The following is a 24,990-nucleotide window of genomic DNA, read 5'->3' as shown; positions in this document are numbered from 1 at the left end:
TACATAATACGCTTATTGGTTTACGTATTCTACCACTTCTAAGTCAAAGCCACCCAATGAATGATACTTGGTGGTGGATGAAGAAATGAGTCTCATCTGTCCGACACCTAAGTCATGCAAAATTTGAGAGCCAATTCCTATTTCCTGGGAACGAGATTGAGAAGGGGCGTTTGGAGTGTTGGAAAGCAAATTTTGACCCGGTGTTGTCTCTGATTTGCCGATCATCACGAATACACCGCCTTCCTCAGAAATCTTGGCCATCGCATCACTCATCGACCAACCATTATTTTTTACTTGAAAGAGGTCTGTTAACGTATTTTGCGTGTGCACTCGTACGAGTGTGGGACTCGATTTCGAAATTTCAGTGCCGGGCTTAATCATGGCATAGTGAAAGCACTGATCGATCGAATCTTGATAGGTAACAACGTCAAAAAGTCCGAATTCGGTTTCGAGTTGTTTTTCTTCTACTCGACTCACGATAGATTCTGTCTCTAAGCGGTGTTTAATCAGCTCTTCAATGGTGCCAAGTTTTATTCCATGTTTCTTTGCAAACACTTCGAGTTGTGGACGACGAGCCATAGTGCCATCTGGGTTTAGAATTTCAACAATCGCACAAGAAGGTTCAAGCCCTGCTAATTTTGCTAAGTCACAACCAGCTTCGGTATGACCGGCACGAACCAATACGCCCCCGTCACGAGCGATTATCGGGAAAATATGTCCAGGAGAAACAATATCTGCAGCAGTTGCAGTTGAAGATATTGCAGCGGAGATGGTTTGAGCGCGGTCGGCTGCTGATATCCCTGTGGTCACTCCCTCAGCCGCTTCAATTGAAACGGTAAAGTTTGTACCAAAGCTTTCAGTGTTGTTCTTAACCATTGGGCCTAGATCAAGCTGCTTAGCTCGCTCTTCTGTGATGGTTAAGCAAATCAGACCACGTCCTTCTGTTGCCATAAAGTTGATGAATTCTGGCGTTATCTTTTCTCCAGCAACGAGGATATCTCCTTCATTCTCGCGGTCTTCATCATCCATTAGGATAACCATTTTTCCGAGGCGAATATCCTCAATAATATCTTCTATTTTATCTAATTCCATGGACTTAATTCTATGTGTTGTTAATGGGGCACATAGTACCAAAATGATTGCAGCAAGTATGCTATCTAGAGCAAAAATGTAACTGGTGTTTGATTAGAACGTGACAAAGGTTAGTTTGCAATAAAATGTATGAAGAAAAGGGATCAGGCAACTATGTGGTTTGGGAATGCATCAAGTGCGAATAGGGCTTCTTGCTTGATGCTTTCGTTTGATATCGATGAAACTATTTTATGGTTCTAAGATGGATAGAATCGATGCCATGGATTCGCGGAACTCTTGGTCATTGGAGTTATGGAATAAGAGTAAATCATCTGCAATATTGGGGTCATCTAAACTGGATGGAATTTTAAAGTTTACACCTTGGATATATTCGTTCCAGTTTTCGAGTTTCCAGGTATCGCGAGGGGAGTTGCGAGCAATCATTCTCGATTTGACCACATCAATATCAGTGATCACCCAAACGATCGATAAAACAGCCCCTTTTTCACTGAGTTGTTGCTTAAGGTTGTTGATAAACTGGATATCGCGGATCTCTCGTGAGAAGGGAGCGTTTATTAGTACGGTATCTTCATATTCTAGTGCTTCCATTGCCAGTGCTATAATAGCATCGTATTCCGAGTTACGAATGTTTTGTTCAAAGAAATCGGAGCTTCGATTTACTTCTGCATTAGCCACCTTGAATATTTGATGAGATAGGGTGATCAAGGTGTCTTTATCAAGATAGACAACATGACGCAGTGCGGTCGCTAATTGTTTGGAAATGTATGTTTTTCCACTTGCAGGAGGGGACGTAACGAGAATCAAACGCTTCATTGAATTCAACCTTTTTATATGGCCATGGAATCATTCTCAGAAGTATATCGAATTGGTTGTAAAATGAGAGACATTTATGAATCAATTAAGCATGGCGTTGAGAGTCGTTGCTATTGGCGATTCGCTCTGATAGCTCAAGTAATCTTAATGGGCGGTCAAAATAATAACCTTGAACCATCTGACATCCATATTCCTTTAATGCCTCAAATTGCTCTATTGTTTCTACACCTTCAGCAACGACTTCCATATCACATGATTGACCAATTGCGATAATGGATTTCACCAAAGTTTTACTTTGCCTAGTACTGAGTAGTTTGTCGACAAAACAGCGATCAATTTTTATTTCAGTTATAGGGAGCAAATTGAGATAGCTTAGTGACGAGTAACCAGTACCAAAATCATCTAACGATAAACCAAATCCAATAGTCCTGAATTGATGTAAAATTGGCGTGACTCTCTCGATGTCATCAAGCAAAATATTTTCAGTGATTTCTAAGGTAATACGCGGAATGTCTATACCAACCTGCTGGGAAATTGTCTGTAGTTTGTGTGGCAAGTCTTCGTCGATCAACTGTTTGGGCGAAATGTTGATTGATATATTAAGCGCGTCTTTACCATTTGGAGAAATTGTAATTATGTCTTGGCAAGAGGTTCGGAAAATCCATAACCCGATCTCTTCGATTAGACCTGTTTCTTCAGCAATATGAATAAACTTATCGGGTGGAATTTGCCCCAGTTGCGGACTATACCAGCGTGCTAAAGCTTCAAGTCCCACCATTTTTTCTGATGTTACTTCAATCTGAGGTTGGTACATAACGCTGATTTCATCACGACGAAGTGCTTTTTTTAGGTGCTCTTCGATAGCGTAATTGAGTTCAACTTCAGAATCGACTTTATAGTCGTAGTAGCGTATTTGACCTCTTTGTTCAGATTTTGAGGTATGAAGCGCGATATCTGCTTTGCGGATCAATGTGTCTGTGTCGTTGCCATCGTTTGGAAAAACACTTACCCCAATAGTACAGCTACTGGTAATAATTTTTCCCTCAATGACAAAGTGATCCTCAAATGCACAAAGGATTTGCTCGACTTTATTTTCAAGTACCTTCAGATCTCTAATGCCACCAAAACAAAAAACAAATTCATCGCCACCAAAACGTCCAACGGTATCATGCGGATCCAACAGGATCTCAAATTTTCTACTTAATATAGATAGCAGCTTATCTCCCGCACTGTGACCGTATAAGTCATTGATTTTTTTGAAGCTATTTAAGTCTATAAAAGCAATGGCAAGGTGGTTTTGATTTGTAGAATCTTCAGCAATACGTTTTGATATCGTCGATTGCAAAGAAACTCTGTTGGGAAGCTGCGTTAACGAATCGTGAAGAGCCAGATACTCCAATGAGTTTTTGGTTTTCTCGAGTTCGGTATAATCATGATTGATTTGTTTTTGGTAATTTGAAAAACGATTGGCGATATTACGCCCGACAAACAGCGAAGCAAACATGGTGAGTGCTGTGAACAATGAACTTAACAAAACAATATTTGTTGTCTGTTTTTTCAGGCTGGATTCCAGTATCACTCGCTGTGAATTAACGTACTCTTCAAACTTGTTGAGATAAAATCCTGTACCGACGAGCCAATCCCAGTTGTCGATTTTTTTTACATAACTGGTCTTAAGGCCGCCACCATCTTCAGAGCCAGGCATGTATGGTGAGTCATATTTAATGAATCCAGAGTCTTGTTTGTATTGATTTAAAAGAGTTTTGATTGAGGCGTTGACGGATGGGCCTCCTGTTCGTGAAATCAATGTCGGATCGGGATGAGCTATGATCTTTGCATCTTTATCAAACACAAATATATACCCGTCGTCGCCGTAGTGATAACTTTCTACCCAATCGAGCATTTCTCGTTGTACGTCACCTTTGACGTCATCAAGGTACTCGCCAGTTCCTATGAACCAATCATACGGCGCGAAATATTTACCATATCCAATCTTTTCGAACTCTTTCCCTTTTGGTTCTCCCGTTTTGGGGTACCACCATTGATAGAATGCTTCTCCACCGCGTTCTCTAATGAGAGCGATATGCTCTCGTAAGATGTATGTTCCTCGGATATCTTGAGCATTCCATTGCATGCTGCCTTCAATTTGAGGGCGTAAACTGTGAAGAACGTTTTCTCCATCCATTTGGAAAATAAAGAAATAACCTCTACCTTCAAAAAATCGAATCGGTCGAAGTGCATCTTTGATCAATTTTGCCACTTCATCTTTGGGTTTATCGAAGTTGTTATTGTAAATATTGAGGGCGGTGGCGTAGGCTTCGTTGACTCGTTGTTTTGCTTGTTGTTTTAGCTTTTCTCGAGTGTTTTTTTGCACAGCATTGAGGTGTCTAACAACACGTTCAACTTCTAAGCGGACCGTTTCTTTCTGTTGAATAATGGCATTCTGATGTAGTGCATTTAGGCGTTCGTTGCTCTCAATGCGGTTATTGTTAAATACAATGACATTAATAATGATCATAAAAATACCCACCACTACGACTGGTGCATACTTTATTCTTAGGAGTAATTTTTGGTCATTGTAGTTCAGCATATAAGCCTAAAGAGGTTTGGTTGCGTATATTAAGCGTAATATAGATTTTGCTCGGTTGCCGAGTTTATGTGGAAAAATTACTCATTATTTTCGCTCTTTTCTGTAGGCTTTTTGAGCTTAGTATTGAGGCCATTAAGTGACTTCCCGTATACTTCTAGAAAATTCAATATGATGAAGAGAAAAATGGTAATAATTGGATTGTATAATCCCAAAAGCCCGACAAATGTTGGTGCGGTAATTCGTGCGGCAGGATGCTATCAAGCAGACCAAGTTCGTTATAGTGGTCGTCGCTATGAACGAGCTGCCAAATTTCACACTGACACACATAATGCCAAGAAAACGGTCGAACTGATGGGAGTAGACGATCTTACTTCAGGTCTGGACGCAAATACGAAAATTGTGTGCGTAGAATTGGCAGTAGGGGCAACAGCACTACCAGAATTTCAACATCCCGAGCAGGCCATTTATATCTTTGGGCCTGAAGATGGTTCACTTCCTCAATCGATAGTTGATCAAGCTGATGACGTTGTTTATGTACCCACAACAGGCTGTATGAACCTCGCCGCTTCGGTAAATGTGTTGCTCTATGACCGTTTATCCAAGTCTCATAGAGAGCATAGCGACAAAGATATTATTGGTAATCGAGACAACAAAAACCGACTAACCGTTAGTCGCTAGTTGGAAGCTCGGTAAACTGGCAGGGAACGTCGAACGTAACTCTTGCCTTTGTGTAAGGGTGATCAAAGCTCAATTGCTCGGCGTGTAAGTGGAGGCGATCCTTTCTATCACCGTATAAATCATCCCCGACAATCGGAAAGTTAAGACCTAGAGGGTGTGAACAGTGAACTCTCAGCTGATGTGTTCTACCTGTATGCGGATAAAGGTAGAGTAATGTTTGGTCACTCTTTCGAGCAATCACTTGCCATGTTGTGTGAGCGGCTTTTCCTCGTTTCTCGCAAACCAATTGGCGCGGTTTATCATTAATATCCGCCGCTAAAGGGAGTGAGATTTCTCCATGGTCATGCTCTATGATTCCTTCCACGAGAGCGATATAGCGTTTTTCAACATGTCGGGTGATAAATTGTTTCTGTAGGCTTTTATTTGCCCGTCGAGTTAATGCAAATACCAACAAGCCCGACGTAGACATGTCTAAGCGATGAACTACATATGGTCCTTGTTCTCTTTCGCCGAGTATAGATTCTAAGCGAGTAAATGCCGAGTCTTTGATGTGTACACCTGGGACCGATAGCATTTCTTGAGGTTTGTTTATTACCACTATCGCATCGTCCTGATAAATAATATCGATATCTTTCGTCACTGTGTGATTGCTTAGCAATGGGTTGGGTTCAACATCAAGACCTTCTAACATATGAGTTAAAATAGGTAAGCATTTACTGTTGCATGATGGGTAGTACTTACCGTGTCTGCGAATCTCTGATTTAGGGGAGTCACCCCACCAGAACTCGGCCATGGCAATTGGGCGAAACTGATGCTCGTAGGCAAACTGAAGCAATTTAGGCGCGGCACACTCTCCGGACCCCGCTGGTGGGGTTGGCGTTAGGGTGTCTTTAAACAAGTCGACTAATATAGCTGGCTGTCGTTTGGCATTCAGAAATTGATAATTTGAAAACAAAGTGTGCTGTAGAGCATTTGAACGTGTTTTTCGTTCATTTTTGAGTGTTAAGATTCTGTTTTGATAGTCATCTAATTCACATTGAGCTTGTGCAACTAAGTTGCTGTATCGCTGCTTGGTTTGCTTTAACTCTCGTTTTTCATTAATACTCTGTTGAGCAAGTGTGTTTAGAGTTGTATGACCATCATTTGATTTAACCGCCGATTCTATAATAGAGCGCTGCTGCTTTCTTTGGGCTCGTGCAGTACGGATATCCTGCTGCAGTTTCTCGATAGCACCTTTGGCTTCACTGATTATACCTTCGACTTTCTGTTGTAATACGGCATAGTGTTCAGAGGCTTCAAGGATGCTTATTTTTTGGTTGAGAACATTGATTTGTGAAGATTCATCAACAAAGATATTATCTTGATTAAGAATGTCATAGACCGGAGGAACAAACCCTTCGTGATGATTTGAGTCCGCAAGTTTGCCAGAAAAGGCTGCTAAATATCCTAGTTCTCCCGATTCTGTTTCAACCACCATTACCCCAAACATTTTTCCAACAGGTTCACCACTTTCATAGAACGAGCGATGGGTTTGCCATAACGAGCCCGATTGAAGCTTGTCTTGCAACAATGTCGCCGCTTCAATACAAAGAGGATGTGGTTGGTAGCAAAATGGGTAAGTAAATTTTTTAGGGCGTTCAGCTAGGGTAAATGCAGGGCCAAATGGGTGAAAGTAGCTCTCAAGCTGCTGTTTAGTCATGGTGAACTCTTAGGAATTAAAGGAGACGTTAGTACATGAGAATAATAGCGTGCTCCCCCTTAAAAGTCTCTAATTGGGTTCTCGATCCGATCAAGTGAAAGAAATAGAAGAAGCCCCTAATTAGGGGCTTCTTGAGTAATCTAGCGAGAAATTACAGTATTAGTTCAATTTTGCTTTAGCTGCATCAACTGCATTTGTTGCTGCATCAGTCGCTGAGTCCTTTGCTGCATCAGCTGAGTCAGTCATTGCGTCTTTTGCTGAATCAACGGCATCAGAAGCTGTGTCTGTCGCTGCATCAGCAGTGTCGCTCATTGCATCTTTTGCTGAATCAACGGCACCAGAAGCTGTGTCTGTCGCTGCATCAGCAGTGTCGCTCATTGCGTCTTTTGCTGAATCAACGGCATCAGAAGCTGTGTCTGTCGCTGCATCAGCCGTGTCGCTCATTGCGTCTTTTGCTGAATCAACGGCATCAGAAGCAGCGTCTGTCGCTGCATCAGCAGTATCGCTCATTGCGTCTTTTGCAGTATCAACTGCTTCAGAAGCTGCTTCGGCAGTTGCTTCTACTGTGTCAGTTACAGCTTCTGCTGCTTCTGTTGTTGCAGAAATTACGGCTTCAGCGGCTTTATCAACGTTAGATTGAACGTCTGCTGCTTTGTCTGCGCTGTCACAGCCCATAAGAATTAGAGAAAGCGTGCTTAATGCAAAAATTGATTTTTTCATCATACTGTCCTTTAAATGACGTTGAACACAAAAATGTGGTTGAAATTCTAAGTGGCGCTATTATGCAGCGAAACTTAATTTTCATGGTCAACTGTGAGTAATATCACTACGAAGAAAAGTCAGGGCTAGGTGAAGGTAGTGAAAGAAAATTAGCATTAATGCGCCTTAAGTCAGAGTTATGTTATTAAATATGAGTAATTACTTATATATGTAAGTTTACCGTAAACCTGTCATCCATTTTGGTCGCAAAACACTTCTCCATAATCAAAGCTACATTAGCCAAGGCTAAACGTGTTTGTTTCTTAATTTCATCGTTTCTATTACTTATTGAAAATAGGAACGATTTGTCAGTTAAATGAGACCTAAAGTATGGGTTCTTTAGTTAGTTTCAGCTCCACTAGGCTTTTTTCCAATGCTATATCGAACGTTGGAAAAAAGTGATTCTGTCCGATTAGATCGATTACCCCTGCTCGAATAAGTTTGTTCTCGACTCTAGCATTTGCACCGCATATCACTACTTGGATCTGCTTTGTTTTGAAATTTTCGATAATCTCTTCTAGGGATTGAATCGCGGTAATATCCATAAATGGTACCCACTTGAGGCGAAGAATGAGGGTTTTGGGCTCGTCTTGAATACTATTCATAACTCGTTCAAAAGCTTCAGCAGCAGCAAAGAAAAATGGGCCATCAAGCGCGTAGACAGCAAGCTCTCTTGGAAGGATATCAAAGCCGTATTTGGCTAATTCAGGACTTAACTCGTCGGTATCACTTGGCTTTACTTCTACACTCATTGCCATTCTTTTCAGGAAGTGGAATATGGCGATAATGACGCCGATATTGACGGCAACAACTAAGTCTGCGAACACCGTTAACGAAAACGTGATGAGAAGAATGACGACATCTGCTGTGGGTGCGCGCTTGACCAATTTAATAAAGTGCGGAGCCTCACTCATGTTCCATGCCACCATAAACAGGATCGCACTTAAAGTAGCGAGTGGAATGTTCACGGCTAATGGTGCAAGAAGTAGGATAATTAAAAGCAAAGTGATGGAATGAACGATCCCTGACAGTGGGCTATTGCCACCGTTTCGAATATTGGTGGCCGTTCTGGCTATTGCCCCAGTCGCAGCAATTCCGCCAAATAATGGGGTGATCATGTTTGCTAACCCTTGGCCAATAAGCTCTTGGTTGGAGTTGTGCTTTGTTCCGGCCATTCCGTCGGCTACAACCGCGGAAAGTAATGATTCAATCGCGCCAAGCATTGCGATTGCAAAGGCTGGACCAATAAGCTGAACCATTTGAGTGAACTCTATTTGAGGGAGGTTAAACTCTGGTAGACCTTGAGGTATGCCGCCAAAAGCGGTACCAATAGTGCGTACACCCTCAAAGTGAAACATCGAATGTAATCCAGCAACCGCAACGAGCGCAACGAGCGGGCCTGGTACTTTAGATAACCTAGGAATTTTAGGTATGAAAATCACGAGTCCTAAAGAGAACAGCGCTAAAGTGGTGGTGGTTAAATCGAACTGTGGTATCGCTTTGATTAACAACCATAATTTCTGGTGGAAATACTCACTGTGAATTTCTGGCAACCCAAAGAATTCACGCCACTGCCCAACCCAAATAATAACGCCAATACCACTGGTAAAGCCCACGATCACAGGGTCGGGGATAAAGTGGATAATGTTGCCTAGTTTGGTTAAGCCTAAAATGAGTAATATCACGCCGGCCATCATGGTCGCGATTTGTAATCCTGAGATCCCATATTGTTGGACAATACCAGCAAGAATTACGATAAATGCGCCAGTGGGACCGGCTATTTGAATTCGCGATCCACCAAATAATGACACGACAATCGCGGCGATAATGGAAGTGTAGATACCTTGTTCTGGTTTGACGCCGGAAGCAATAGCAAATGCCATGGCGAGTGGTAGGGCTACAACACCAACGATAACACCTGAAATAATATTGCGTAACCAGTGGCGAGAGTGGAATAGTCCTGCACGGTATGAATCATAAAGTGCAAACATAGTGAGCCTATAAAAACGATGAGGGGTTTCGAATAACGGCTAATTCTACTCCGATTGCTTAATGAGTAAAGAGTTTCATATTGGAAGGGGTTCTATTTCTGTATTTTATTGAGAGGAATAAAAATGGCTTAGTGTTCAACTAAGCCATTTAAACAAATCACTATACTCTATGGGCGGTTAAATATTAGAAGAAATATAGTCAGTCACCGCTTGTTGCTCTTCTTTAGTCAAATAGAGTCCGAGCTTAGTGCGTCGCCAAAGTACATCTTCCCCATTTTTAGCCAATTCGTAATTGATGAGGTAGTCCAATTCAATCTGATAAACACCTTCTGCAAAGCGTTGTCCCATGTCAGCTTCATTGGTGACTTCCGCAAGTAGCTGATGAGTCTGGTTGCCAAATTGGGTGACATAACGTTTGGCCAGTTTGTCATCAATCCAAGAATATTTTTGTGCAAATGTGGAGGCGAGCTTTTCACGACTGCAACTAAAGTTACCACCGGGAAGAGGTGCATTTGCAGTCCATGGTCGACCCATTTCAGGGAAGAATGCACCAAGCTTCTCCATTGCAGCTTCACCAAGTTTGCGATAAGTCGTGAGCTTGCCACCAAAGATTGATAATAATGGCGCTTCATTGTTCTCATGTTGTAAATCTAAGGTGTAGTCGCGAGTGATGGCTTGTGGAGAATCAGACTCATCATCGCATAGTGGGCGCACGCCACTGTATGTCCAGACGACATCATCACGACTTAATGGTTTAACAAAGTGTTGATTTACGATGTCGATAAGGTAGTCAATTTCCGCTGGGGAAATAGCAACGTCACGTGGGTCACCTTTATATTCAACGTCGGTTGTGCCTATGATTGAAAAGTCATCCAGATAAGGAATAACGAATACGATTCGATTATCTTTATTTTGCAGAATATAGGCTTGTTCTTCATCGTGAATTTTAGGAACGACGATATGTGAGCCTGTAATGAGGCGGATATTTCTTGGTGATTTACGTTGCAATCCATCATCAAAGAACTGTTTAACCCATGGGCCTGCAGCGTTGACTAATGCTTTCGCTTGACGTTCGAAACGACGGTCATTTATTTCATCATGTATCGTGACTGTCCAAATCCCATTTTCTTGAGTAGCCTTTTCAACTTTGCAGTAGTTGGCGACTTCTGCGCCATTTTGTTGTGCTGATAGGGCATTGAGTAAGGTTAAACGAGCGTCATCTACCCAGCAATCTGAATATTCAAAACCTCGTTTCATCTCTTCTTTGAGTAAACCCGATTTAGAGAGGTCGATGCCGTGGCTTGCAGGGAGTGTAGTGCGTTTACCCAGCGTATCATAGAGGAATAGGCCACAACGAATCATCCATGCTGGGCGTAAGTAAGGACGATGAGGCAAACGAAAACGCATAGGAATAGCGATGTGCGGTGCTTTTCTTAGGAGAACTTCTCGCTCAGCTAGGGCTTCTGATACCAATCGAAATTCGTAGTGCTCTAAATATCGTAATCCGCCGTGAATTAACTTTGAACTGGCAGAAGAGGTGGCCGAAGCAAAATCTTTTGCTTCGTATAGGCCAACAGATAATCCTCGACCTGCAGCGTCAGAGGCGATGCCTGCTCCGTTAATGCCACCACCGATAATGATGAGATCGAGAAGAGTGTTTTCGGTTTTTATTGGTTCCATCTAATGAGCCTTACATATAATGAGCAAACGAACGATTAGGTTCGAATAATAATAAATTAGTTTTCATTTTTATGCACTCATTATTTTCGTTCATGAGCGTTTATGTTTGAATGAACATTGATCCTCTACTTATTGTTCGGAAATGTACGTATAAAAAGTAAGTCTATTGACCTTGTTCTTGTGCAATATCCAGATTTACCCCATTATCTTGAAGTAGGGTACAAATCTCTTCAGGTGGGCGTTTGTCAGTGAACACTGTATGCATCTGAGTAATACCACCAAGTTTGACCATCGCATTACGTCCAAATTTAGAATGATCGACAGCGAGAAATACACTGCGGCTATTCTCTATGATTGCTTGTTTAACTCTTACTTCGTGATAGTCAAAATCGAGAAGCGATCCGTCTAAGTCGATACCACTAATGCCTAGAATGCCGAAATCTAAACGGAATTGTTGAATAAAGTCTAATGTAGCTTCGCCCATAATGCCGCCATCTTTATTTCTGACTTCTCCACCGGCTAAAATCAGTCGGATTTCTGGGTTAGATAGAAGAATAGAGGCAACGTTAATATTGTTGGTGACAACTCGTAATTGTTGATGATTTTTATTGAGTGCGTGTGCCACAGCTTCAGGAGTGGTCCCTATATCAATAAATAATGTCGCACCATTGGGGATATGTTTTACTAGCTGTTCGGCGATCAGATCTTTTTCACTAAAGTTGTGCGATTTTCTAGAGCTGTATGAGGCATTTTCAGAGCTCAGGGGCATTGTTGCGCCACCGTGATAACGGCGAATGTGGTTACTGTCCGCCAACTCATTGAGATCACGGCGAATCGTCTGCGGACTCACCTCAAATTTCTCGACTAGCTCTTCTGTGCTTACGTAACCCTGCTTTTGGACTATTTCAATAATCTGTTGATGTCGTGGGAGTTGCTTCAACCTATTTCTCCTGCAATGGCGACATGGTGGTGTGACCAATAGTATATCAAGTGTTAATGAACAATAATGCTTTCCAATATAGGAAAACACTATTGTCTAAAAGTGCTCTATTTTGTGTTACTTGAACGTAAGTGACTTATTCATCATCTTCATCGCGTAATTCTGACCATGCTTGAGCACAGCGCACAGCTCGTTTCCAACCCTTGTAGCGTCGATTACGTTTCTCTTCATCTTCGTGTGGCATAAATACACGATTGAGAGTTGCTTTGTCTTTTACTTCGTCGATGCTTGACCAGTAATCCACAGCAAGACCTGCAAGATACGCAGCCCCAAGAGCCGTGACTTCGGTGACATCTGGGCGGTGTACTTCTGTATCCAATACATCAGCTTGAAATTGCATCAAAAAGTTGTTGGCAACCGCACCACCGTCGACGCGTAAATTGGCTAATTTTATTCCAGAATCGGCTTGCATTGCATCTAATACATCTCGTGTTTGGTAAGCAATCCCTTCCAAGGTGGCACGAATGATATGGTTGGAGTTTGCTCCTCGAGTCAGACCAACGATAGTTCCTCGGGCATGAGCATCCCAGTATGGGGCGCCAAGGCCTGCAAATGCTGGAACAACATACACGCCATTTGAAGTCGAGACTTTGTTAGCGTGATATTCGGAATCTTCGGCGTCGGCAATTAATTTCATTTCGTCGCGTAACCACTGAATGGAAGCGCCAGCCATAAATACCGCGCCTTCTAATGCGTAAGAAGGTTCGCCTTTAGGACCACATGCGATGGTGGTTAACAGTCCGTGTGTTGACGTCACTTTTTCCTTTCCTGTGTTCATCAACAAGAAGCAACCCGTCCCGTAAGTATTTTTAGCTTGTCCTGCTTCAACACACATTTGGCCAAATAGGGCCGCTTGTTGGTCTCCCGCGATGCCTGCAATAGGGATTCGAGTTCCACCTTTACCACCAATATTGGTCATTCCATATACTTCGGATGAACATTTAACGTCAGGCATCATGTTTTCAGGAATACCAAGCTCTTCTAGCATTGTTTTATCCCAACATAAATTGTTGATATTAAATAGCATGGTGCGTGAAGCATTGGTGTAATCGGTGACATGAACACGGCCTTGGGTCATTTTCCAGATTAACCAAGTGTCAACGGTTCCGAATAGTAGCTCGCCCTTGTTCGCCGCTTCACGAGCACCTTCAACGTTATCTAAAATCCATTTTACTTTGGTGCCAGAGAAATAAGGGTCAAGGACTAAGCCTGTAGTTTCTCGGATATACTCTTCTAGGCCTTTTTCGCGGAGTTCATCACATATATCAGCAGTTCGGCGACATTGCCACACAATGGCGTTGTAAACCGGCTTGCCAGTGTTTTTATTCCACACAATGGCGGTTTCACGTTGGTTTGTAATGCCTATCGCCGCAATTTGATCACTGGTGATACTGGATTGGGCAAGGGTTTCAGTTAGCGTAGAGCTTTGAGTTGCATAAAGCTCCATCGGATCATGTTCTACCCAGCCCGGCTTTGGATAAATTTGAGTGAATTCTCGTTGCGAAGCGCTCACGATATTGGCGTTGTGATCGAGAATAATAGTGCGCGAGCTCGTTGTTCCTTGATCAAGAGCAACCACATATTTTTTATTGTGCATTGTTGGGTCCTTGAGTTTCTTTTTTATTGTAGATTTTGTTTTTTATTATTCGTGTAAGGTAGGAGATAAATCCTGTTTTTATAGGGCAAATGCTAGATTATCAAATTGAAGAGGCTTGTGCATGGTTGGAACAGAGGTTTTTAATAACAGCGTAATGAATATCTTATCTTTTGCTTTTCATATCGATTTATTATTTGCGTAATGTATTGTAAAGCGGCGGTATAAAAGTAAATATATTGGTGTAAGTATCGCATTATCAACGAATAGTAGAAAGGAAACTACGATGGCTAAAGTACATTTTATTGGTGGAGAGAAAGGTGGTGTTGGTAAGTCAATGACCGCTCGGCTGTTAGCGCAATTTTATATTGATCATGAATACAGCTTCTTAGGTTTTGATTGCGACTCTTCACACGGAACTTTTTCCCGTTTTTACCAAGATTTTGCGTCTTCAATCATTGTGGGCGACGATGATAGTTTAGATGGGTTGTTGGCGGCTGTTGAAGAGAACCCCGATCGTGATTTAATTATTGATTTGGCCGCTCAAACGGCTCAACCAGTGGGAAAATGGATCGAAGAAACGGATGTTTTTGGACTTCTTGATGAAATGGGCTATCAAACGTATTGGTGGCATGTGATGGATGATGGGGCCGATTCGGTTGCGCTTTTAACGAGTGTCGTCCAGCGCTATAAAGAGTCAGGTGTTGCGTTTGTTGTTGTTCAGAATTACGGTCGAGGTAGTGATTTCTCGCGTTTTAAAAAATCATCCGCTTATCAGTTAGCGAAAGAAAATGATGCAGCCATTATTGAGCTTCCTAAGCTCCAAACCAAATTAACCCAGAAGATTGATTTTAATAACAGCAGTTTCTGGGCGGTTGCAAATGATCGTAGTTTAATGAATATTGCCGAGCGTCAGCGCATGAAAGTTTGGCTTCGTAATGCGTATGCTCAGTTAGAATCGATAGATTAGTTAGTACGTCGACGAATATTTTAAATAAGAACGCTAGACCGAATATGTCTAGCGTTTTTTAGAGTATTAGTAAAAGAAAACGGTCATTACTTAGCTAGACCAAGTGCTTCGTTGATGACATGAAAGATGTAGTTTTGTTCAACTGCACCCTGGAACAGATAGGCTTGTGGGCCTTTGGCAAATATAGCGACATCTTCCCCAGAATGGGTTTCAGATGAAAATTTAATAAGAGCTTGTTGCTTGTAATCTAATGCAAGAACTTCTTCTTCTGTTGGGTTAGAGCGAGCCCCATTAAAGGCATTTTCACCGTTTCCGTAACCAACAGTGGTATAGCGTTTTCCAAAGTCATCTTTTTTATATTTACCGCCTTGCTTCGCTAAACCTAAGATAGGGTTACCGCGTTCAGAGTAGCCGTTCATTATAAAGGTATGAGCGTGATCGGCCGTAACAATGATTAATGTCTCTTCGGGGTTGGTTTTATCTAATGCGGTTTTTATCGCATTATCAAAGGCAATCGTATCGGAAAGTGCACGTGCCGCGTTAGTTGCATGGTGAGCGTGGTCAATACGTCCAGCTTCAACCATAAGGATGTAGCCATCTTGGTTGTTGCTAAGAATATCGACTGCTTTCGATGTCATTTCAGCAAGTGATGGCTCATTTTCACGATCGGCTTCGTATTTCATATGACTACTTTCAAATAAACCAAATGCGCGTTTTGTGTTTTTATCGAGCTTATCGAATCCTGCTTGATCCCATACGTATTTACCTTCTGGGTATTTCGCTTCCCATTCGGCTATAAGATTGCGTCCATCTTTACGTTTGCCAGCTTTTCCTTCTGGGTCGGTAACTGTTTTAGGTAGGAACTCACGGCGACCTCCACCGAAAACAACTTGTAGACCGTTACCTTTGTCGAAGTTTATTAGTTGTTGAGCGATATCGACACAGCCTTGGTTTTTAGCGATATTAGGCATCGAACCATCATTTTCCCAGTTGCGATCGGCGCTGTGAGCGTAGGTTGTTGCTGGCGTAGCGTGAGTGATGCGCGCAGTTGATACTACCCCAACAGACAGCCCTTTTTCTGCTGCTATTTCCCATGCAGTGGCGACTTCATTTCCTTTCGCTGTATTACAGAAACCACGTTGGACATTATCGTCAATACTAATAACACCTGCTTTGGTTTTTACACCGGAAACCATCGCGGTCGCAGTACCCGCAGAGTCTGGTGTCTGTGCATTGGTGTTATAGGTTTTTGAAAGTGCAACACTTGGCAAACTTTCCATAGCCAGTGAATACTCTTCACCTAGTAGTCCTTTACGCTGTCCTTCAAAGATACGAGCCGCGGTAATGGTGCCAACACTCATTCCATCACCAACAAAGAGAATAACGTTTTTCGCAGACTTATCGATTGGCTTATTCGCCTTCGCTAATTCGAGTTGTGCTTGAGCGTCCTGATACCATTGGTCGTTCACCTGAGGTGTTTCTAATTTCGATGAACTATATGCTACGCCAGTGCTCATACACATGATCATAGCGCTACTTGCTAACAATAGAGGGTTAAGTTTCACAGATCTTCTCCGCTTAGTTTTTAAATTGAAAACACAAAGTACTCTTTTATTAAGTAGGGTTATTACGAGGGAGTTGCGTGAATCTATTGTGACATATAGATGAACATTTTATTGTTGTCATATTTCGGTCTTATTTCATAAGTAAAACAGAGAAATTATTTTAACAACAACGATATAGCCATGATTATGTGCACATCTATTTATCCCTGATAGACAGCACATATCTAACGCGAAAGGCCGTTATGTATAAGAATCATGCTCCTTTATTTGCATTCTTACTTTTGTTCTTCTGCTGCTCACCATCGGTACTAGCGAGTATTAATAGTGATGAGGTCGCAACAAACATTGAGTGGCTCGATCTTATCCCTGAAGAAGAACGCAACATTGTTTATGAACGCCCATTAGCCGATCACGACGGTGATGCACCACCTCAACTATTAGTTGGTACTGTCCGTCAAGATCTGAATGGCAAAAAGATTAAAATCCCAGGTTTTGTCATACCTCTAGAAGGCGACGACTCAAAGGTGACCGAATTTTTATTAGTCCCGTTTCTAGGGGCGTGTATTCATGTTCCACCGCCACCACCCAATCAAATAATCTATGTAAAATATGCTGGTGGGGCACCGACAAACGGTTTGTGGGATCTTGTATGGATAACAGGAATATTGCGAACTGATGGTGTTAGCTCCGAGCTTGGTGAAACCGGCTATCTATTGGAAGGCGTCGACATTGAAAAGTACCAACAATAGGGTTTGACAGCTATTAATTATTTGGTAGCGATGGCGACTATTTTGATGGTCTACCACTCAATATCGATAGGTGTGCCGTTATCGACTAGGGATAAAAACTCATCCATTTCTTGATTGGTAATGGCAATACAACCATTAGTCCAATCGAAGCTTTGAATGTAGGCAGGGTCATCTTTGAAGGTAGATTTAATGCCATGAATTTTGATATCGCCTCCGGAGTTTACTCCTAACCGTTGAGCGTTTTGGATATCTTGCTGATTGGGATACTCGATGTGGATCGATTTGTAAAAAATCGAATTTGGGTTAATCCCATTTAAAACATAACGTCCTTCAGGTGTCTTCTGATCGCCTTCCTGTTGTTTATGTCCCTTAGGCGACTTCCCTAATGCGATACGATATTCTTTGATGGTGGTGCCATTCTCAATCAAGTACATACGTCTTTTCGATTTATCCACTTTGACAAGGTCGACTTGCGCTAGCGAACTTGCGCTTATAAGCGATGCCAGAAGCAAGGTAGGATAGACGTTCAACGGTACGATAATTAGCCCCTTTTGAATCAAAGTGTTAGTGTTTATAGATAGTCATATTAATTATAGCTTAGCTAACGGCTCATTTGTTTGTTGATTTTTTTTTCTTGCCTTTTTTTTCAGCTGAGTTAAGAGTGAGAGGAACACTACCTTGTTATCTGCTTCTGGCGTTTGGCTTGCGTATTGCTGAGCGAGCCATGTCTGTTTTGCCTCGATAACGCTTTGTTTGTCCGCGACGCTGAGTGTCGATTCATCTAGCCAACGTTGGATTAAGACGTTTACTTTAAATCCATCGTTCTGATGAATAGCTTGGTTGAGCTGTTTAAAATCATCATCTTGAGGTACTGGATCAGAGGCCGCAGCGTTTGAGCGAGTCAACCCATTTCGATTCATCCAAATTAATGTCGCAACCCATAAAAACGCAAAGAGAGCGGTAAGATAAGGCCATATACCATTGTCGACGTGAACAACACTCGTCTGAGGAGCTTGAGTTGGGGTTGGCAGTGGTGTTATATCACTTTGAGTTTGGGGTGAGACTCGTATCACTTTGCTGGCTAACAAGCTTTTTCGTTCGGCCTTAACTTTTGTATCCCACCATTTTAGAGTGATACCTGGAATGGAGATGTCACCACTCGTATTGGGGATCAGCACTTGCTTCATCGTCATGACTAAATCACCGTTATCTAGAGTCTGATAGCTAGGTTTCTCACCATAGACCCGTAATGAATCTGGATAATTGACCGTGAGGTTAGGAATTTGCTCTTGAGAAACGCCTCGAACGGTGAGTTTTATCTGCCGAGTGATTGGGTCGCCAACGTTTACTTTTGTAATATCATCTAGCAGTTGATTACCGGAATCATCCTGCCACTGTTGTTCTAAGTTGAGGTACGAAGTTGGTAGCCATACTCCTGTGTATTGGTTAGGTTTTTCTAACACAGTTATTGGGTACGATTTAGCTTTGGTTTTTAAAGCAAGCATTTGTGTTGCGCCATTATACCCTTCGTAGATAAGTTGGCTTTCAAATTGCGGCTCAATAATGTCAAAGCTACCGGGCGTTAATCCAGTAATGCGGAAATCTTGTGTAACGATGGTGCTTTGAATGCCATTGATGATTTGTTGGCTTTGATTTGGTTCACTCGCCGATTCCAATTGGATTCCCTTGGTGGATGGGGGAGTAATCTGAGGATTCTGTAACCGTCGTGTGTCCGCTTTAATAATCAGCTCGACATGCATTACCGTACTTTGATTCGGATAGAGAGTTGTATCATCGAAATGGGTGTTTATTTCGACCAAATCTTGGTTGTTTGGTGCAGCGGAATCACTAACCACCTGTAAGGCTATCGGCTGAGTTTGTTCGCTACCAATATGGAGTGTAGGAATTGTGATTATGCCTGTTCTATTTGCTGCAATATTGATATTCCATTCACTGCGAGTGCTGCGTTTGCCATTAATAATATTGATTGATGTGCCAAAGCTAGGACGGCCGAGGGTTTCGAAGTCGGATTCTAAGCTAGAAAGGTCTAATAAATCACTCGAAACTTTGGAATCAGCAACAATCGTGAGTCGGAACAATTCATTTTGCGTGACACGGTTTTTTGAAACCGTCGCGTATACCTGAGCAAAACTTGGCATGCTAAGTAATAAGCTGACGATGACCAGCAATATTAATCTGAATTGATGACTAACATTATTCATTACCATGATTTTCCATTGTCCTTAGGTGGTTCTTGTTGTTGCGCTTGAAGTAGCAATTGAGCTCGTAATAAGCGGCTTGGATCGCGTGCATTTTCTACTTGCTCTAGTTTTCGTAGCTCTGGGTCCGAAGCTTGATTGTTTTCTGCCTGCTTTGCGTGTTCGGTTTTGTTCTTTTCTTCAGCTTGTGAAATAGATTGATCAGTGCGATCTGATTGCGCGCTGCTGTTCTGCTCTTGATCGCCTTTATTTTCTTCGTCTTTGTTTCGCTCTTTTGGCTCTGGTTTAGCTGAAGAGCTCGACTCTTTATCCTGCTTATTTTGTGCCGAGCTTTGATTCTGAGGTTGCGAATCTTTCTGTTGGCTACTCGACCCCTGTTGCTTGTCGTTGTTTTGCTTATCACTATTTTTTGAAGAAGAGCTTTGCTGATCTTGTTGCTTTTGATCAGCATCGTTTTTATCGTCTTGCTGTTGCTGTTGCTGTTGCTGTTGCTGTTGCTGTTTCAGGGCATTTTCAACTTGCTCGAGATTATGACGAGCGTCTTCATTTTGTGGTTCTTTTTCCAGAATCGACTGGTACAACTCTTTGGCTTGCTCTAAGTCGCCATTTTTTGCATACGCGTTGGCAAGGTTGTATTGCTGACGATTATTTGGTGTTGGAATACTGTTGAGTGCATCGATCGCTTCTTGATAATTTTCCGCTTGATAATGAGCAGCTGCGCGCCATTCGGGATCGCTAAACTGATTTGCGGCTTCAGAGTATTGTTCTGAATCATACAGCTGTTTGGCTTCTTGATTGTCATTGAGCCAGGGTGATGCCTGAGCAGATGAAGGGTGTAGCAATGGCATAAGGCTAAAGGCGACAATAAATATAAACCCACGACGGAATAAACCTAGTGCAGCAATCAGTACGATAGGAACTAACCAAAAGCCATGGTTCATTTGCTCTGTGACTTTGTGTTGTTTTGCCTTAGAAATCGAAAGTAAACTTGAAGCTTCAGCATCAACAATTGTTGTCACATCGCTGTTATCAAGTTGAATAGGAGCAAAAGTGCCGGATACGTCATTAGCTAACTGCGTCATCAGATTAAAATTACTTTTAGCCACCACGGTTTGTCCGGTGGCTGTTTGAAGGAGCTCGCCATCGTTGACTGGAATTGGAGCGCCGGAGCGGGAACCTACACCAAGGATAATTAGCTTCCAACTGGTGCTATCGAGCTGGCTTTCAATTTGATCCGCTTCGGCTTGGTCAAGATCATCAGCAATTAAGATAATTGAACCTGCAGCAAATCCGGCGTTCTTTAATAGATCGATAGCACGAGTAACACCGCGCGCGGCATTGGCACCTTGGTAAGGCATCAGATCTGGGCTAAGGTTGGGCAACTGAGCTGCGATTGTCGCGGTATCCGTTGTCATCGGGCTGACGGTATAAGCATCTGCCGCGTAGGCGACTAAGCCGGTATAACCTTCGGTCCACTGAGACAACAGGTCACTCGCTTTGTAGCGTGCTTGAGTAAGGCGGTTTGGTTTGTTATCCGTTGCAAACATTGATCGCGACATATCCATAACAATAACGCGAGCACTGTTACTGCTCATGGTTGGTATGGTTCGTTTTCCAAAACTGGGCCCTGAAAGCGCGATAATGGTTATGGCCCAAATTAATGCTAACCCTATTAAGATTTTACTGGAGTCGTGCTTTTCAACACCCATTGCTTTTGCTAAGTGAGATGAAATGAGGTCACTGCTATGACGCCGGTGCATCAACCAATAAACAAACAGAGCGACTGGGAAAAGTGCCAGTAGCCATTCAGGGTGTAGGACCGCCAGATCAGACATGATTTCTCCTCACTGCAATAAGTAAGAACGAAAGTACCAAGGCCACCGTAAGGGGATAATGAAACCATTCTGTCTGAGGGCGCCAGGTTTGACTTGCTTGGCTAATGGGTTGCAAGTGATTAATCGTGTCGTAAATGGTTGCGAGTTCCTGACTATTTCGAGCGCGGAAATACTGGCCGCCTGTTGTGTCGGCAATGGATATCAAGCTTTTTTCATCAAGATCTTTCGCGGTATTCACTGTGTGAGTGAAAAGAAAATCTTTGACTTGCATTTCCCCTGCACCTACTCCGACAGTGTATATGGTCGTGTGATATTTTTTTGCGATTTCAGCTGCTCGAAGTGGATCGAGCACACCCGCAGTGTTGGTTCCATCACTGAGTAGAATCATTACCCGTTGTGGCGCATCGCTATCAATAAACGTTTTTGTGGCTAGGCCGATGCCTTCACCAATCGCCGTTTTCGTGCCAATTAATTTTAGTACGGTTTGATTAAGTTGCTGTTTAACCGTTGCATGGTCAAAGGTAAGAGGAGTTTGTAAATAGGCGTGATCGGCAAACAAAACCAAACCAATTCGGTCTCCATCGCGTTTGTCGATAAAATCGCTAACCACTTGTTTAACCGCACTTAGCCGGTCGATGTACTCGTCCCCTTGGCGCATATCTTCTTGACTCATCGAGTTAGACAAGTCGACGACTAGCATTAAGTCGCGATGCTTGGGGTGGGTCGTAACTGGGTCGCCATACCAAATTGGTCGAGCGGCGGCGATCACCAAAAATAGCCATATTGCATAAGCCAACCAACGACTGAATTCGAGTTTTGGTCGGCGGTCACTTTGCTCTGAGGGTAAGTAAGCGATTTGGATTGGTGTCGATTGTTTGGCTGGTGGTAACAATCTCACTGCTAATAAAGGTAGCGGAAGCAGAAGTAGCATCCACCACCACGCCAATTCTAAATTAGCCAACGTTAGTTGAACTCCGTTTTGCTGGTGGTAATGCACGACGTACCCAATCCTGACAATCATCAACGAGTTGGTTTACGTCACCATTAGGGGCTTTTTGATACAGCGCTTTTTGCCACAATGTTTCGTTCTGGGTAAAAAGAGGGGTAGACACATAACTGTCGAGAAAGGCGTACCAATCATGCCCTGTTAGCTTCGCCATTTCATCTCTAGGGAAATAGCTTAATGCAGCTTGTCTTACAATCTCCATCGCTTCCGAGGCTGTCATTGTCTCTTTTGACTTGGAAAAAATACGCAATGCTGCTTTTTTAGGGGCTAATTTCTTTTGTCTCATACGAAATAAAAAAATCAACAATAGCAGTGCCACAATCGCGGAGCCGATTAATGATAACCATCCCCAAGCAATAGGCCACCATGATGGTGAAGGGGGCAAATGTAAAGGATTCAATTGTAATAGATTAGAGAGTGTTTGTTTCATCTAGAACTTTCCAGAAAGCTGAGTCAATAAAGGAGTATCACTCGAAATTTGATGATAAGGCATTTGTAATTTTTCACAGAGAGATTCTAGACTATCTCTCTTAGAATCAAAGGATTTTTTTATCGAATGTCGGGTTCGTTTTGCAGAAAAATCAATCCATTTGCTCGACTTAAAGTCACCTATCAATTCCACGCCTCTAAATGCGGTTTCTCCACACTCAAGAGGATCAGATATATGCATCACCCTCAGTGCATTATGTTTGCGTAATTGAGTAAACAGTGGGTCGAGAGTTGGTTGATAGTGAATAAAATCACTGATAAGAACAACATCACTACCTTTGGGCGCAATTCTGGTCATTGTCCGCATAGCATCAATAAATTGGTGTTGCTTCGAGTCACTGACTGATTGACGGTTGGATAGGTTACGACGTTGGCCTTCGAGCAGTTTTTGTAGCATAAGCAAAACGCCACGTTGTCGACTTTGTGGTTTTAATTCAATTAATTGGTCACCTAAATCAATCACTGCTCCCACTCGGTCATTTTGCTGTACGGCAGTCCAGGCACACAATGAAGCAAGGTGCGCAGCTTGAATCGCCTTAAGCATTAACGTTGAGCCAAACTGCATTGAATGACTTAAATCCACATAAATGACAACGGGTTTTTCGCGCTCTTCGGTGAACAATTTTGTATAAGGCTTGCCCGTTCTTGCGGTTACGCGCCAATCAATACTACGAATATCGTCACCGGCTTGATACTTTCTGACCTCGGCAAAATCCATACCTCGACCAAGCTGGCGACTTTGATGTTGGCCAGCTAACGATGTCCAAAGGCTTTTCGCAGGTGGAAGCCATTGACGGCTATGAACTCGATAATGAAGAAGCTCTTCAAGGCAGAGTGAATAGCCATTACTGTAAGGTGGTAGTTCCATTCGATATAATCTCGTTATGCGCTACCAACTAATGACAAGAGGTGACTGATCACTTGGTTCGGATGCACACCCTCTGCCTGAGCTTGATAGCTAAGCAGTAGACGATGTCGCAGTACGGGAAACGCCATGACCTGTACATCTTCTGGACTGACAAAATCGCGACCGTGTAACCAAGCATGAGCTCGGGCGCAGCGATCTAGTGCAATCGTTGCACGGGGAGAGACACCCAGTTCGATCCATTGCGCTAGCTGGTTATCGTATTGCTCAGGCTGGCGAGTTGCCATGATTAAGCGGACTATATATTGTTCTACTGACTCAGCCATATGAATCGAGAGGACCTGCTCACGAGCAGCGAAAATAGTTTCTTGGCTAATTTTAGCGGGTTGAGCTGTTGCACTTCCTTGAGCTTCCCCGCGGTTCAATCTTAGGATTTCCAATTCACTCTCAATATCCGGGTAGTCAACATTAAGGTGAAGAAGAAAACGGTCGAGTTGTGCTTCAGGCAGTGGGTAAGTCCCTTCTTGCTCTATTGGGTTTTGTGTTGCCATGACCAAAAATAGCTTGGGTAACCCATATGTTTTTCGACCTGCTGTAATTTGTTTTTCAGCCATCGCTTCCAACATCGCAGCTTGCACTTTCGCTGGCGCTCGGTTGATTTCATCCGCAAGTAATAACGAGTGGAAAATCGGACCAGGTTGAAACTTGAACTCTCCCGTTTCAGGGCGATAGATATCGGTACCTGTTAGGTCGGCAGGAAGTAAGTCTGGTGTAAATTGTACGCGATGAAACGAGCCTTCAATGCAGGAAGCCAATGATTTAACCGCTCGGGTTTTGGCCAATCCAGGAGGGCCTTCAACTAAGATATGACCATCGGCTAAGAGTGCAACGAGAATTTGGTTAACCAGTTCGGTTTGTCCAATTACCTGACTATTAAGATAACTCTGTAGCTGTTGAAAAGTGGCTGATGGCATTAATCTTATTCCTCCGGAGCAATAACATTGATTAGTATTGGAATCGACAAAAAAAGTTCCGTAGGGAATTTAACATTTCCACCCTATTTAAGGGAAGCTTTGATCTCGTTCGTTTTTTCAATGTTACGTTGCTCTAGTCACCGTGCCATGAGTCAGGTAAAATTGCACAAGTAGATTTAAATTATGAGGTAGGTTGTATGAGTGATCTCGAGAAAGAATTAGCAGAGATGATGGAACAAGAGCAAGGTAACGAGGAAGAGAAGCTTCCAAGTATTGAAGAACAAAAAGCGGTCGTTGAAAAATTGAAGCGATTGGAAGCGGAAGGGAAGTTGACTCCGGAAGTTCTTGAGGAACATTTTGGAAAATTCTATTCGGAAACAGATACACCCGTTCATTAATACAATGCGTATTTAGATAGATCA

Annotated in this window: 21 protein-coding genes; 4 read left to right on the top strand and 17 right to left on the bottom strand. The window is 42.7% G+C overall.

Annotated features, from left to right (window positions below; translation table 11 throughout):
• Positions 1-12: 12 nt before the first annotated feature.
• From ribB to ACWU4D_RS03540, 3 genes are all read right to left on the bottom strand, one after another.
• The gene (gene ribB / locus ACWU4D_RS03550) at positions 13-1,092 is read right to left on the bottom strand and encodes a 3,4-dihydroxy-2-butanone-4-phosphate synthase (RefSeq protein WP_456050017.1); all 1,080 of its coding nucleotides are present in this window, start codon (positions 1,090-1,092) and stop codon (positions 13-15) included.
• A gap of 228 nt (positions 1,093-1,320) precedes the next feature.
• Complete coding sequence (locus ACWU4D_RS03545) at positions 1,321-1,905, bottom strand: AAA family ATPase (protein WP_456050016.1); 585 nt, start codon at positions 1,903-1,905, stop codon at positions 1,321-1,323.
• Positions 1,906-1,990: 85 nt separating this feature from the next.
• Entirely contained in the window at positions 1,991-4,423 is a 2,433-nt protein-coding gene (locus ACWU4D_RS03540; RefSeq protein WP_456050015.1) for a bifunctional diguanylate cyclase/phosphodiesterase, read from the bottom strand.
• Positions 4,424-4,663: 240 nt separating this feature from the next.
• Here ACWU4D_RS03540 and ACWU4D_RS03535 point away from each other — a divergent pair, with 240 nt between their 5' ends.
• On the top strand, positions 4,664-5,173 hold the full coding sequence (locus ACWU4D_RS03535) for an RNA methyltransferase (protein WP_456050014.1): 510 nt from the start codon (positions 4,664-4,666) through the stop codon (positions 5,171-5,173).
• Here the strand turns inward: ACWU4D_RS03535 and ACWU4D_RS03530 are convergent.
• The 6 genes from ACWU4D_RS03530 to glpK all read right to left on the bottom strand — a co-directional run bounded on the left by ACWU4D_RS03530 (position 5,163) and on the right by glpK (position 13,899).
• Positions 5,163-6,872 (bottom strand): pseudouridine synthase, encoded by a 1,710-nt coding sequence (locus tag ACWU4D_RS03530; RefSeq protein WP_456050013.1) that lies wholly within the window; start codon positions 6,870-6,872, stop codon positions 5,163-5,165. The genes ACWU4D_RS03535 and ACWU4D_RS03530 overlap by 11 nt on opposite strands.
• A gap of 159 nt (positions 6,873-7,031) precedes the next feature.
• Positions 7,032-7,592 carry a hypothetical protein gene (locus ACWU4D_RS03525; RefSeq protein WP_456050012.1) on the bottom strand — a complete coding sequence of 187 codons (561 nt, stop codon included), beginning with the start codon at positions 7,590-7,592 and terminating at the stop codon, positions 7,032-7,034.
• 362 nt (positions 7,593-7,954) lie between these two features.
• Positions 7,955-9,622, bottom strand: a complete 1,668-nt coding sequence (locus ACWU4D_RS03520; RefSeq protein WP_456050011.1) for a SulP family inorganic anion transporter — start codon at positions 9,620-9,622, stop codon at positions 7,955-7,957.
• Between the two features lie 177 nt (positions 9,623-9,799).
• Positions 9,800-11,302 (bottom strand): glycerol-3-phosphate dehydrogenase, encoded by a 1,503-nt coding sequence (gene glpD, locus ACWU4D_RS03515; protein WP_456050010.1) that lies wholly within the window; start codon positions 11,300-11,302, stop codon positions 9,800-9,802.
• A 163-nt stretch (positions 11,303-11,465) separates the two neighbouring features.
• Positions 11,466-12,242 carry a DeoR/GlpR family transcriptional regulator gene (locus ACWU4D_RS03510; protein ID WP_456050009.1) on the bottom strand — a complete coding sequence of 259 codons (777 nt, stop codon included), beginning with the start codon at positions 12,240-12,242 and terminating at the stop codon, positions 11,466-11,468.
• Between the two features lie 136 nt (positions 12,243-12,378).
• Positions 12,379-13,899, bottom strand: coding sequence for a glycerol kinase GlpK (glpK, locus tag ACWU4D_RS03505; protein ID WP_456050008.1), 1,521 nt, complete (start codon positions 13,897-13,899; stop codon positions 12,379-12,381).
• Positions 13,900-14,182: 283 nt separating this feature from the next.
• Between glpK and ACWU4D_RS03500 the strand changes: the two genes are divergently transcribed.
• Positions 14,183-14,866 (top strand): nucleotide-binding protein, encoded by a 684-nt coding sequence (locus ACWU4D_RS03500; protein WP_456050007.1) that lies wholly within the window; start codon positions 14,183-14,185, stop codon positions 14,864-14,866.
• Between the two features lie 86 nt (positions 14,867-14,952).
• On the opposite strand, the gene ACWU4D_RS03495 is transcribed toward ACWU4D_RS03500, so the two are convergent.
• Positions 14,953-16,431, bottom strand: a complete 1,479-nt coding sequence (locus tag ACWU4D_RS03495) for an alkaline phosphatase (RefSeq protein WP_456050006.1) — start codon at positions 16,429-16,431, stop codon at positions 14,953-14,955.
• A 242-nt stretch (positions 16,432-16,673) separates the two neighbouring features.
• On the opposite strand from ACWU4D_RS03495, the gene ACWU4D_RS03490 reads away from it, so the two are divergent.
• The gene (locus ACWU4D_RS03490; RefSeq protein WP_456050005.1) at positions 16,674-17,180 is read left to right on the top strand and encodes a DUF3299 domain-containing protein; all 507 of its coding nucleotides are present in this window, start codon (positions 16,674-16,676) and stop codon (positions 17,178-17,180) included.
• Between the two features lie 50 nt (positions 17,181-17,230).
• Here ACWU4D_RS03490 and ACWU4D_RS03485 read toward each other — a convergent pair whose 3' ends face one another.
• Genes ACWU4D_RS03485 through ACWU4D_RS03455 form a run of 7 tightly spaced genes read right to left on the bottom strand, consistent with a single transcriptional unit; the run spans position 17,231 to position 24,568 of the window.
• Positions 17,231-17,710, bottom strand: a complete 480-nt coding sequence (locus ACWU4D_RS03485) for a L,D-transpeptidase family protein (RefSeq protein ID WP_456050004.1) — start codon at positions 17,708-17,710, stop codon at positions 17,231-17,233.
• Between the two features lie 60 nt (positions 17,711-17,770).
• On the bottom strand, positions 17,771-19,408 hold the full coding sequence (locus ACWU4D_RS03480) for a BatD family protein (protein WP_456050003.1): 1,638 nt from the start codon (positions 19,406-19,408) through the stop codon (positions 17,771-17,773).
• Positions 19,402-21,234 carry a VWA domain-containing protein gene (locus ACWU4D_RS03475; protein WP_456050002.1) on the bottom strand — a complete coding sequence of 611 codons (1,833 nt, stop codon included), beginning with the start codon at positions 21,232-21,234 and terminating at the stop codon, positions 19,402-19,404. The genes ACWU4D_RS03480 and ACWU4D_RS03475 overlap by 7 nt, the downstream gene beginning before the upstream one ends.
• Positions 21,227-22,195 carry a vWA domain-containing protein gene (locus tag ACWU4D_RS03470; protein WP_456050001.1) on the bottom strand — a complete coding sequence of 323 codons (969 nt, stop codon included), beginning with the start codon at positions 22,193-22,195 and terminating at the stop codon, positions 21,227-21,229. The genes ACWU4D_RS03475 and ACWU4D_RS03470 overlap by 8 nt, the downstream gene beginning before the upstream one ends.
• Positions 22,188-22,670, bottom strand: coding sequence for a DUF4381 domain-containing protein (locus tag ACWU4D_RS03465; RefSeq protein ID WP_456050000.1), 483 nt, complete (start codon positions 22,668-22,670; stop codon positions 22,188-22,190). Before ACWU4D_RS03465 ends, ACWU4D_RS03470 begins: the two co-directional genes overlap by 8 nt.
• Positions 22,671-23,597 (bottom strand): DUF58 domain-containing protein, encoded by a 927-nt coding sequence (locus ACWU4D_RS03460; RefSeq protein WP_456049999.1) that lies wholly within the window; start codon positions 23,595-23,597, stop codon positions 22,671-22,673.
• Positions 23,598-23,611: 14 nt separating this feature from the next.
• Positions 23,612-24,568, bottom strand: a complete 957-nt coding sequence (locus ACWU4D_RS03455) for an AAA family ATPase (protein WP_456049998.1) — start codon at positions 24,566-24,568, stop codon at positions 23,612-23,614.
• Between the two features lie 197 nt (positions 24,569-24,765).
• Between ACWU4D_RS03455 and ACWU4D_RS03450 the strand changes: the two genes are divergently transcribed.
• On the top strand, positions 24,766-24,966 hold the full coding sequence (locus ACWU4D_RS03450) for a restriction endonuclease subunit S (protein WP_456049997.1): 201 nt from the start codon (positions 24,766-24,768) through the stop codon (positions 24,964-24,966).
• The last annotated feature ends 24 nt before the right edge of the window (positions 24,967-24,990 follow it).

The sequence above is a fragment of the Vibrio phycocola genome, assembly GCF_053850235.1.
Note: the sequence above shows the minus strand (reverse complement) of the source record. Positions and strands in the feature narration are given on the sequence as shown.

What these genes read in the sequence shown, in the direction of transcription:
- ribB (WP_456050017.1), bottom strand. Translation starts at nt 1,092, where the DNA reads ATGGAATTAGATAAAATAGAAGATATTATTGAGGATATTCGCCTCGGA.
- ACWU4D_RS03545 (WP_456050016.1), bottom strand. Translation starts at nt 1,905, where the DNA reads ATGAAGCGTTTGATTCTCGTTACGTCCCCTCCTGCAAGTGGAAAAACA.
- ACWU4D_RS03540 (WP_456050015.1), bottom strand. Translation starts at nt 4,423, where the DNA reads ATGATCATTATTAATGTCATTGTATTTAACAATAACCGCATTGAGAGC.
- ACWU4D_RS03535 (WP_456050014.1), top strand. Translation starts at nt 4,664, where the DNA reads ATGATGAAGAGAAAAATGGTAATAATTGGATTGTATAATCCCAAAAGC.
- ACWU4D_RS03530 (WP_456050013.1), bottom strand. Translation starts at nt 6,872, where the DNA reads ATGACTAAACAGCAGCTTGAGAGCTACTTTCACCCATTTGGCCCTGCA.
- ACWU4D_RS03525 (WP_456050012.1), bottom strand. Translation starts at nt 7,592, where the DNA reads ATGAAAAAATCAATTTTTGCATTAAGCACGCTTTCTCTAATTCTTATG.
- ACWU4D_RS03520 (WP_456050011.1), bottom strand. Translation starts at nt 9,622, where the DNA reads ATGTTTGCACTTTATGATTCATACCGTGCAGGACTATTCCACTCTCGC.
- glpD (WP_456050010.1), bottom strand. Translation starts at nt 11,302, where the DNA reads ATGGAACCAATAAAAACCGAAAACACTCTTCTCGATCTCATCATTATC.
- glpK (WP_456050008.1), bottom strand. Translation starts at nt 13,899, where the DNA reads ATGCACAATAAAAAATATGTGGTTGCTCTTGATCAAGGAACAACGAGC.
- ACWU4D_RS03500 (WP_456050007.1), top strand. Translation starts at nt 14,183, where the DNA reads ATGGCTAAAGTACATTTTATTGGTGGAGAGAAAGGTGGTGTTGGTAAG.
- ACWU4D_RS03490 (WP_456050005.1), top strand. Translation starts at nt 16,674, where the DNA reads ATGTATAAGAATCATGCTCCTTTATTTGCATTCTTACTTTTGTTCTTC.
- ACWU4D_RS03480 (WP_456050003.1), bottom strand. Translation starts at nt 19,408, where the DNA reads ATGGTAATGAATAATGTTAGTCATCAATTCAGATTAATATTGCTGGTC.
- ACWU4D_RS03475 (WP_456050002.1), bottom strand. Translation starts at nt 21,234, where the DNA reads ATGTCTGATCTGGCGGTCCTACACCCTGAATGGCTACTGGCACTTTTC.
- ACWU4D_RS03465 (WP_456050000.1), bottom strand. Translation starts at nt 22,670, where the DNA reads ATGAAACAAACACTCTCTAATCTATTACAATTGAATCCTTTACATTTG.
- ACWU4D_RS03460 (WP_456049999.1), bottom strand. Translation starts at nt 23,597, where the DNA reads ATGGAACTACCACCTTACAGTAATGGCTATTCACTCTGCCTTGAAGAG.
- ACWU4D_RS03455 (WP_456049998.1), bottom strand. Translation starts at nt 24,568, where the DNA reads ATGCCATCAGCCACTTTTCAACAGCTACAGAGTTATCTTAATAGTCAG.
- ACWU4D_RS03450 (WP_456049997.1), top strand. Translation starts at nt 24,766, where the DNA reads ATGAGTGATCTCGAGAAAGAATTAGCAGAGATGATGGAACAAGAGCAA.